This is a genomic window from uncultured Lutibacter sp., from assembly GCF_947493565.1.
In the GTDB taxonomy this organism is placed as follows: domain Bacteria; phylum Bacteroidota; class Bacteroidia; order Flavobacteriales; family Flavobacteriaceae; genus Lutibacter; species Lutibacter aestuarii.
Map to the genome: position 1 here is coordinate 1 of NZ_CANLRG010000021.1, position 679 is coordinate 679.

The 679-nt window shown below is 33.7% G+C and carries 1 pseudogene; it reads right to left on the reverse strand.

Features of this window, described 5'->3' with window-relative positions:
* Positions 1 to 679 (reverse strand): annotated as a pseudogene (locus tag Q0714_RS14155) (hypothetical protein); the annotation flags it as partial.

The window sequence follows — 679 nt, forward strand, 5'->3', positions numbered from 1 at the left end:
CCTTGAACTGTTGATCCACTTGCATCTAAAACAACGCTTGTTGTGGTACAAGTTAAAGTCTCGTTTCCTGTAATACTAATTATTGGATTATTTATACTTTGAGTGATTGTTATTTTTTCAGCATCATAACATCCGTTATCACTATCAGTAACTAACACTAAATATTCTCCTGGTTCTGTTACTTCAATACTTGGTGTTGTAATACCAGACATCCATTGATTGTCTTTACTCCACAAGTAACTTGCTTCACCTTGAACAACTGAAGTAATAGCATTTAATGTTATAGTTGTTAAATCGCAGGTTAATTCTATATCTGAAGCGATAATCACAGCTGTAGGTTGAGTAATATTTTTTCTAACTGAAACTGTTGAACTGCTTGAACATCCAGTTAAAGAATTTGTTACTTTCAAAGTATACAGTCCAGATTCACTAACTGTTGGGGTTAGTGTGTTTGCTCCACTATCAATCACCCCATTTTGTGTAGTCCATAAATAACTATAGATTATTTGGTTTTCATTAGGAGTAACACTTCCATTTAAAATTACAGTTTCATTTTTACAAGTAATTGTTTTGTTTGGACCTGCGTAAACCATTGGTAATGCATTCACTACTACCGTAGCAACACTACTTGTTGCCGTTGAACAATCACTGCTTGCTACTACATAATAATAGTAAGTCC